This is a genomic window from Wolbachia endosymbiont of Tuta absoluta (assembly GCF_059414725.1).
The window spans coordinates 1-6,674 of record NZ_JBNRJY010000356.1; the positions used below are offsets into that span (position 1 = coordinate 1).

Here is a 6,674-nt window from a genome sequence, read left to right on the forward strand (position 1 = left end):
GCTGCCCCATTTTCGTTAATGATAGTTATTATAGGTTTAACCTCTACAATAATCTTATTCACACTTGATGATAAGAATCAAAAATAAACTATTTTGCATCTGTTCAGCAGAGTAACAAAATAAGATAGACGAAAAAAGACACCTATAGAAGCAAATGGTCAGTGCTTTCGTGTTTATCAACTTAGTTGGATCTCAGTATCAGCTACTCGGATGACATTATGGAAGCTCAAATGACAAAACAAGAAGCACTGGTTTCAGATGCACTTAAACAAATACACTATCTTGATGATCAATGAGGTCTAGTGTTAACGTATGGACTATCTAAGGAAAAGGGTGGTACCATAACATCAAAGGTTTTTATGCTCTCTTCGTTCAGAAATTCATATTTACCCTGCATTATTCCTGATGGTGTATTTAAGTATGTTCCACTTGTATATTTGAATACCTCTCCAGATTTTATTACAGGTTGTTCTCCAATAACACCAACTCCGGCAATTTCATTTATTTTCCCCTTATGATCTATTATTTGCCAATAGCGACTTAATAATTGAATGGTTGATGAGCTTTTGTTTTTTATCTTAACATTATACATCCATACGTAACAATTTTCATAAGGAATGGATTGCTCTTCAATGTAAATTGGCAAAACTGTAACTTCAACAGAATTAGTAATAAGTGTGTATTTCATGGTCATCGTAAAGTGTTCATGATAAAAGTTTAACACACTTCAATTATACACTTTTTTCATAGATTTTCCAAGCATATTATCGTACTCTAACTAGGAAATATTAATCTACATGATGAACAAAACAGATCCACTGGATAAAAAAGTGATAGGAATAATAGGAAGTGGGCAATTAGGTAAAATGACTGCTATCGCTGCAATAAAACTTGGGCACAAAACGCATATTTTTGCCAGTGCTAAAAACGATCCAGCTTGTTCTGTTGCTGATGATTTAACAATAGCAGACTTCTGTGATAAGAGGGCACTTGAATCTTTTGCACAGAGTGTGGATTTAGTCACTATTGAGTCTGAAAATATTCCATGTAGTGCAATTGATATTGTGTCGCAGCATACAGATTTTTATCCAGGTAAAAAGGCGTTACACATTTCGCAAAATAGGCTGAGAGAGAAAGATTTTATTAGAGATTTAAGCATAAAAACTGCTGATTACAAAAGTATACAAAATTATAATCAGCTACTAGAAAGTAGTGAAACTTTTAGCTATCCAGTGAGGCTAAAAACAACAGAAATGGGTTATGATGGAAAAGGACAATATATGATTGAAAATGATTCTGAACTGAAGCAATTTGCTTCCTTCGATTGGAATAAAGAGTACATTCTTGAAGCAAGTGTTGATTTACTGAAAGAGGTTTCAATAGTCGTTGCAAGAGATAAAAACGGTAAAGTAGCTTTTTTTCCTATAGCAGAGAATCACCACGTTGACGGAATACTTAATACTTCAATAGCACCAGCTAAAATAGATAATAAATTAGCCCAAGAGGTACAAAAAACTGCAGAGAAAATAGCAACTGCACTTGATGTAGTAGGAATTCTAGCTATTGAATTTTTCATCACTCAAAATCATGAATTACTAGTTAATGAACTGGCCCCAAGACCCCACAATTCTTGCCACTGGAGCTTGGATGCATGCAACGTTAGTCAATTCGAGCAGCTAGTTAGGATAATATGCGGGCTATCTATGCAGGAAGTAGTATTACGCTTTCCTTGCATGACAAAAAATATAATAGGTAATGATATATATAATTCTCACAAATATTTGAGCAACGAAAAAGCTAGTTTAACCATATATGGGAAAAAAGAGGTTAGGGACAAGCGTAAAATGGGACAGGTCAATATAGATTTAAGCTAATGACCTATAAATGCTCTTTGATCAAGATCTCCAAGATCTGCACTATATTTAGTGCTGCACCTTTGCGTAGATTATCAGCTACTATCCACATATTTAATCCGTGTTTAACGGTATCGTCTTGTCTAATACGCGATATGTATACGGCATTCTCTTGCACAACATCAATCTGAGTCATATATCCACCATCTTCGCGCTTATCTTGCACTAAAACTCCATCGTCTTCACTGAGCATTTCACGAGCTTCTTCTTCAGTTATATGCTGATCAAATTCTACATTTACTGCTATAGCATGACCAACAAGAACAGGTACTCGGACACAAGTTGCAGTTACTTTTATATCCTCTTCTAAAATTTTTTTTGCCTCCTCTTGCATTTTCCACTCCTCTTTTGTAGAACCATCTTCCATGAACTCTCCTATATGAGGAATGCAATTAAATGCTATTTGCTTAGGAAATATTTCAGGTTTTTTAGCTTCATTCATAAAGATTTTTTTTGTCTGATTGTAAAGCTCATCCATTGCTGCTTTACCTACACCAGAAGTTGATTGATAAGTTGAAGCAACGATTCTCTTTATTTTTGCTTTTTGGTGTAATAAATGTAATGCCAGCAACATTTGTATTGTAGTACAGTTTGGATTAGATATTATGTTATGGTTTTTATACTCCGTAATTTTATCTTTGTTGATCTCTGGAATCACTAGTGGCACGCCTTCTTTCATCCTAAAACGAGAGGTATTATCTACGACAATACATCCAGCTTCAGTTGCAATCGGTACGTATCTCTCGGAAACATGAGACCCAGCACAGAAAATTGCTATATTAATTCCAACAAAATCGTAGTTCTCAAGGTCTAAGACAGTTAATTCTTCATCGCCGAAACTTACCTTTTTTCCCTTTGATTTTTTCGATGCAAAAGCAACAACAGAATCTATCGAAAATTTTCCCTCTTTTTGAAACTCAGCAAGCATGGTCAATACCTCATATCCTACTCTTCCTGTTGCTCCAATAACTGCAATCTTACATCCCATATAAATAAACCTCTGATTTTAAAGCTATATTATATTTTTACTGATAAAATTTACAATTACTTTAATATTTTTACCTTGCAATTAACCATAATTTAGTTATAATTATAAGACACTAATAATATTGCATGGTAGAATGAAATGAGTAAAAAACATGATGACACTAAGGTCAAACCTGCAGTATCTGCATTTCAAAAGCCTGAAAAAGTCAATAGATTAGAGATTCAAAATGTTCTTTCGAAAAAAAGCAAGCCAGCGATAAATTTTGATGATAAAAAGTATGGTGTGAAAATTTCTAAGATAGACCAGCATCTTTCAAACAAGAAGCAAGAATCTTTTGGATTAAGAGATTTTTTAAGTTCAATACCAATAATAGGAAGATTTTTAGTGAAAATTTTCACGCCTGAAAAAGAAGAGTATAAAAAACTGCAATCGCAAATAGGTCTTTCTAATAAAGCAAAAAATGAGATCTACATAGATAATAAACGCACAGAAGAAGTAGGTAGCAAACTTGAGAATGGTAATATTGAACAAGTAGATAAAGAGAAAAAAAATCTTGGCCCATAAATATTAACCATTTAAAGTGTATCTCTCACTACTGAATTTGTTGCACAGAAGTTTTGCAGTACCAAAATAAATAAATGGGTATGCCACTTGCAGTGAACAGGCTCGAAATCAGCAGAGTACCTACAGGGGTTTCTAATATCACCCAACAACAAAAGGTTGTTGCTATGCTACCAATTAAAAGCTTATAACAACTCCTCTCCTGTATAATAACCTTTAGAAAGGCAAAACAGCACGCAAGATAAACGAACAAAAATGAAATTACAGAAAAGTCAATAATCGACGTAATCTGCTGGGCAAAATTGTTGTTTGAAGTGAGAATTAGTAAAATTGCAGTTCCAATTGAACTAACTGTTATTCCCCAAAAAGGAGAGCCATGCTTGTTCCTTTTAGCAAAGAATTTTGGCATTAGTCTATCTTCTGCAAGACCAAAAGCAACTTGTCCACTAGATAAAACCCAAGCGTTTAGACTGCCAACACAAAAAATGAATGCAACTATAGAAACAATTAAATGCCAATTACCAGAAAACATAATTTTTATCGCATCAACATATGGTGCTCTTGAACTTGCTAAATTGTTGCCATTGATCAATCCCATAATTGCAAAATTGTTGATAAAATATATAACAGCAACACAAACTGTGCCAAGCACCACAGCTTTTGGTATAGTTTTAGCTGGATTATCAACTGACCCTGCAGGTGCTGTTGCCAATTCAAGTCCAATAAAACACCATAAAGTAAGGAGTGTAGAGCGGGCAAGAATTTGCGATGTTGTAAGACTTAATATTTCTTCACTTATGATAAAATTATTTCTATCGAAAAAAAACAACGCTGCTACAGGTATTGCAAGCAATACAGCAACCTTCACAACCGTGAGCAGAAACTCAACGTGCCCTGCAGTAGCTATTCCCCTTAAATTTATTAATGTAATGATTGTAAATAACAACAGCTCTAAAAATAAACGCATACTTTTGATATCTTCATGGAAAAATGGTGTAAGATAGCCAACACCCACAACTATTAAAGCTGTTGTACTAACCCATGAGATTACCCAATATGTCCAACCAACAAAGAACGCTGCGGTAGAACCAAAAGTATGTTTCACATAAACGTGAGGACCTCCTGTTTCTGGAAACTTTGCACATAGCGTAGCAAAAACTAGCGCAAGAGACACAGCACCAGCTCCTGATATCATCCAACTTATAAGGCTATAAGCGCCATATGGAGCAAGGCTAATTGGAAGCATAAAAACCCCAGAGCCGATCTGACTACTAATGACTAAAGCAAAAACAGCCCAAAAACCTATTTTATTTGACACAATACCTCTTAATTCTATTAATGTAAGCCAGTAGTATAGCTTAAGAATTTTAGCAAATAAAAAATTTAAGTTAAGTTTTTAGTTTATGATACCAAAGTAGATAAATAAGTGTTCCGCTTAAAGGGAATAGACTTGATATTAACAATGTTTTTATAGAAGTCTCGTATATTACCCAACAGCAAAAAGATACAGCCACACCTCCAATTAAAAATTTGCAGTAGCTTTTGTCTTGTATATTAACTTTGAGAAAAGCAAGGCTACATGCTAAGTAGATAAACAAAAATGACACCACAGAGATATCAATTATTGAAGTTACTTGCTCAGCAAAACTTTTGTTTGACGTTAGGATAAGTAAACCTAACACCCCCAAAGTACTGAGTATTATTCCCCATAATGGAGCATCATGCTTATTTTTTTTGCCAAAAAATTGCGGCATTAACTTGTCTTTTGCAAGGCCTAAGGTGACCTGTCCATCAGCTAAAAACCAAGCATTTAAATTACTTACAGAAACGATAAAGGCAACAACAGAAATAATTAAATGCCAATTACCTGGAAACATAATTTTTATCGCATCAACATATGGTGCTTTTGAACTAGCTAGTTCATTACCACTTATCAATCCCATAATTGAAAGACTATTGATGAAATATATCACAGCAACACAGACTGTTCCAAGCACTATAGCTCTTGGTATTGTCTTAGCTGGATTATTGACATATCCTGCAGGTGCCGTTGCTGATTCAAGTCCAATAAAACACCATAGAGTAAGGAGTGTAGAACGAGCAAGAGTTTGTGATATTGTAAAGTTTGATACTTCCTCGCTTACAATAAAATTATTTTTATCAAAGAAAAACAACCCTGCGATAGGTATTGCGAGAAGTGCAATAATTTTAACAATGGTCAGCAAAAGCTCAACATGCCCAGCAGTAGTTACTCCCCTTAAGTTTATTAGCATAATAGCTAAAATTAATGTTATTTCTAAAAGCAAACGTATATCTTGTATATCATTATGAAAAAGCGGGGCTAAATAACCGATACTTGCAATCGTTACAGCAGTTGAGCTAACCCACGAACTTACCCAATATGTCCAACCAACAAAAAAAGCTGCTGTAGAACCAAAAGCATGTTTCACATAAATATGAGGACCGCCCGTTTCTGGAAATTTTGCGCAGAGTGAAGCAAAAACTAAAGCAAGAGATATAGCACCAAATCCTGATATAACCCAGCTTATGAGGCTATAAGCGCCGTATGGTGCAAGGCTGATTGGGAGCATAAAAATTCCAGAGCCAATTTGGCTACTAATCACCAAGGCAAAAATAGCAAAAAAGCCTATTTTATTTGACACGACAATGTTTAATTTTTATCTGAATAATTAACAATATAGTTGAAGCTCAGAAATTTCAATTGGTCTTTACAAAATTTGCATTTTTTTAATTTAAGCATATAATAAAAAGTATATTAATAGATTATTAAGAAGCGGGGTATGAATCCAAGGTTAAAAGATTTTTTGATTATTTGTGGGGGTATTTTATTGTTTGTTTCCGCTATTGGAGCAATTTTTTTATTTGAATATTTATTTGATATCTTTATTAATGCGCTTTATGCATTCCTTCTTGCCAAAACTTCAAGTGAAGTATTAGCATTTTTTGGAACACTTGCAATTTTTTTAGCTGTTGGCGTTTCATGCTACGGACTGCATAAGCTCTGTTCTATTTTTACAGAAAAAATTACAAGCAGCTATCAGTCTTTCAAAAATGAAAATAGTGATGATAACATTTTTTCTGAAGTATATAATGATCCAACAGTAGGGTTAAAAGATAAGATTTTATTTTTTTCTATATACTCAATATACTACATTCAATTACCATTTTTGTATTGTGCATCAAAGATATCA

6 protein-coding genes and 1 pseudogene are annotated in these 6,674 nt (G+C 34.0%); 3 read left to right on the forward strand and 4 right to left on the reverse strand.

Annotated elements, in window-relative coordinates:
- Positions 1–289 precede the first annotated feature (289 nt).
- Positions 290–694 (reverse strand): Co2+/Mg2+ efflux facilitator ApaG/CorD, encoded by a 405-nt coding sequence (apaG, locus tag ACJ5GX_RS03765; RefSeq protein ID WP_012481895.1) that lies wholly within the window; start codon positions 692–694, stop codon positions 290–292.
- A gap of 106 nt (positions 695–800) precedes the next feature.
- On the opposite strand from apaG, the gene ACJ5GX_RS03770 reads away from it, so the two are divergent.
- Positions 801–1,874, forward strand: coding sequence for a 5-(carboxyamino)imidazole ribonucleotide synthase (locus ACJ5GX_RS03770; protein WP_495292717.1), 1,074 nt, complete (start codon positions 801–803; stop codon positions 1,872–1,874).
- A gap of 4 nt (positions 1,875–1,878) precedes the next feature.
- On the opposite strand, the gene ACJ5GX_RS03775 is transcribed toward ACJ5GX_RS03770, so the two are convergent.
- Positions 1,879–2,901 (reverse strand): aspartate-semialdehyde dehydrogenase, encoded by a 1,023-nt coding sequence (locus ACJ5GX_RS03775; protein ID WP_052264832.1) that lies wholly within the window; start codon positions 2,899–2,901, stop codon positions 1,879–1,881.
- Between the two features lie 138 nt (positions 2,902–3,039).
- Here ACJ5GX_RS03775 and ACJ5GX_RS03780 point away from each other — a divergent pair, with 138 nt between their 5' ends.
- Positions 3,040–3,465, forward strand: a complete 426-nt coding sequence (locus tag ACJ5GX_RS03780) for a hypothetical protein (RefSeq protein WP_007302139.1) — start codon at positions 3,040–3,042, stop codon at positions 3,463–3,465.
- Between the two features lie 28 nt (positions 3,466–3,493).
- On the opposite strand, the gene ACJ5GX_RS03785 is transcribed toward ACJ5GX_RS03780, so the two are convergent.
- Together ACJ5GX_RS03785 and ACJ5GX_RS03790 are read right to left on the reverse strand one after the other, a co-directional pair.
- On the reverse strand, positions 3,494–4,780 hold the full coding sequence (locus tag ACJ5GX_RS03785; protein WP_007302140.1) for an APC family permease: 1,287 nt from the start codon (positions 4,778–4,780) through the stop codon (positions 3,494–3,496).
- A gap of 70 nt (positions 4,781–4,850) precedes the next feature.
- Positions 4,851–6,125 carry an APC family permease gene (locus tag ACJ5GX_RS03790; RefSeq protein WP_052264831.1) on the reverse strand — a complete coding sequence of 425 codons (1,275 nt, stop codon included), beginning with the start codon at positions 6,123–6,125 and terminating at the stop codon, positions 4,851–4,853.
- 138 nt (positions 6,126–6,263) lie between these two features.
- Here ACJ5GX_RS03790 and ACJ5GX_RS03795 point away from each other — a divergent pair.
- A pseudogene (locus ACJ5GX_RS03795) lies at positions 6,264–6,674 on the forward strand (hypothetical protein); the annotation flags it as partial.

Excerpts from the sequence above, each read along its gene's own strand:
- apaG (WP_012481895.1), bottom strand. The coding sequence starts at position 694 with ATGACCATGAAATACACACTTATTACTAATTCTGTTGAAGTTACAGTT.
- ACJ5GX_RS03770 (WP_495292717.1), top strand. The coding sequence starts at position 801 with ATGAACAAAACAGATCCACTGGATAAAAAAGTGATAGGAATAATAGGA.
- ACJ5GX_RS03775 (WP_052264832.1), bottom strand. The coding sequence starts at position 2,901 with ATGGGATGTAAGATTGCAGTTATTGGAGCAACAGGAAGAGTAGGATAT.
- ACJ5GX_RS03780 (WP_007302139.1), top strand. The coding sequence starts at position 3,040 with ATGAGTAAAAAACATGATGACACTAAGGTCAAACCTGCAGTATCTGCA.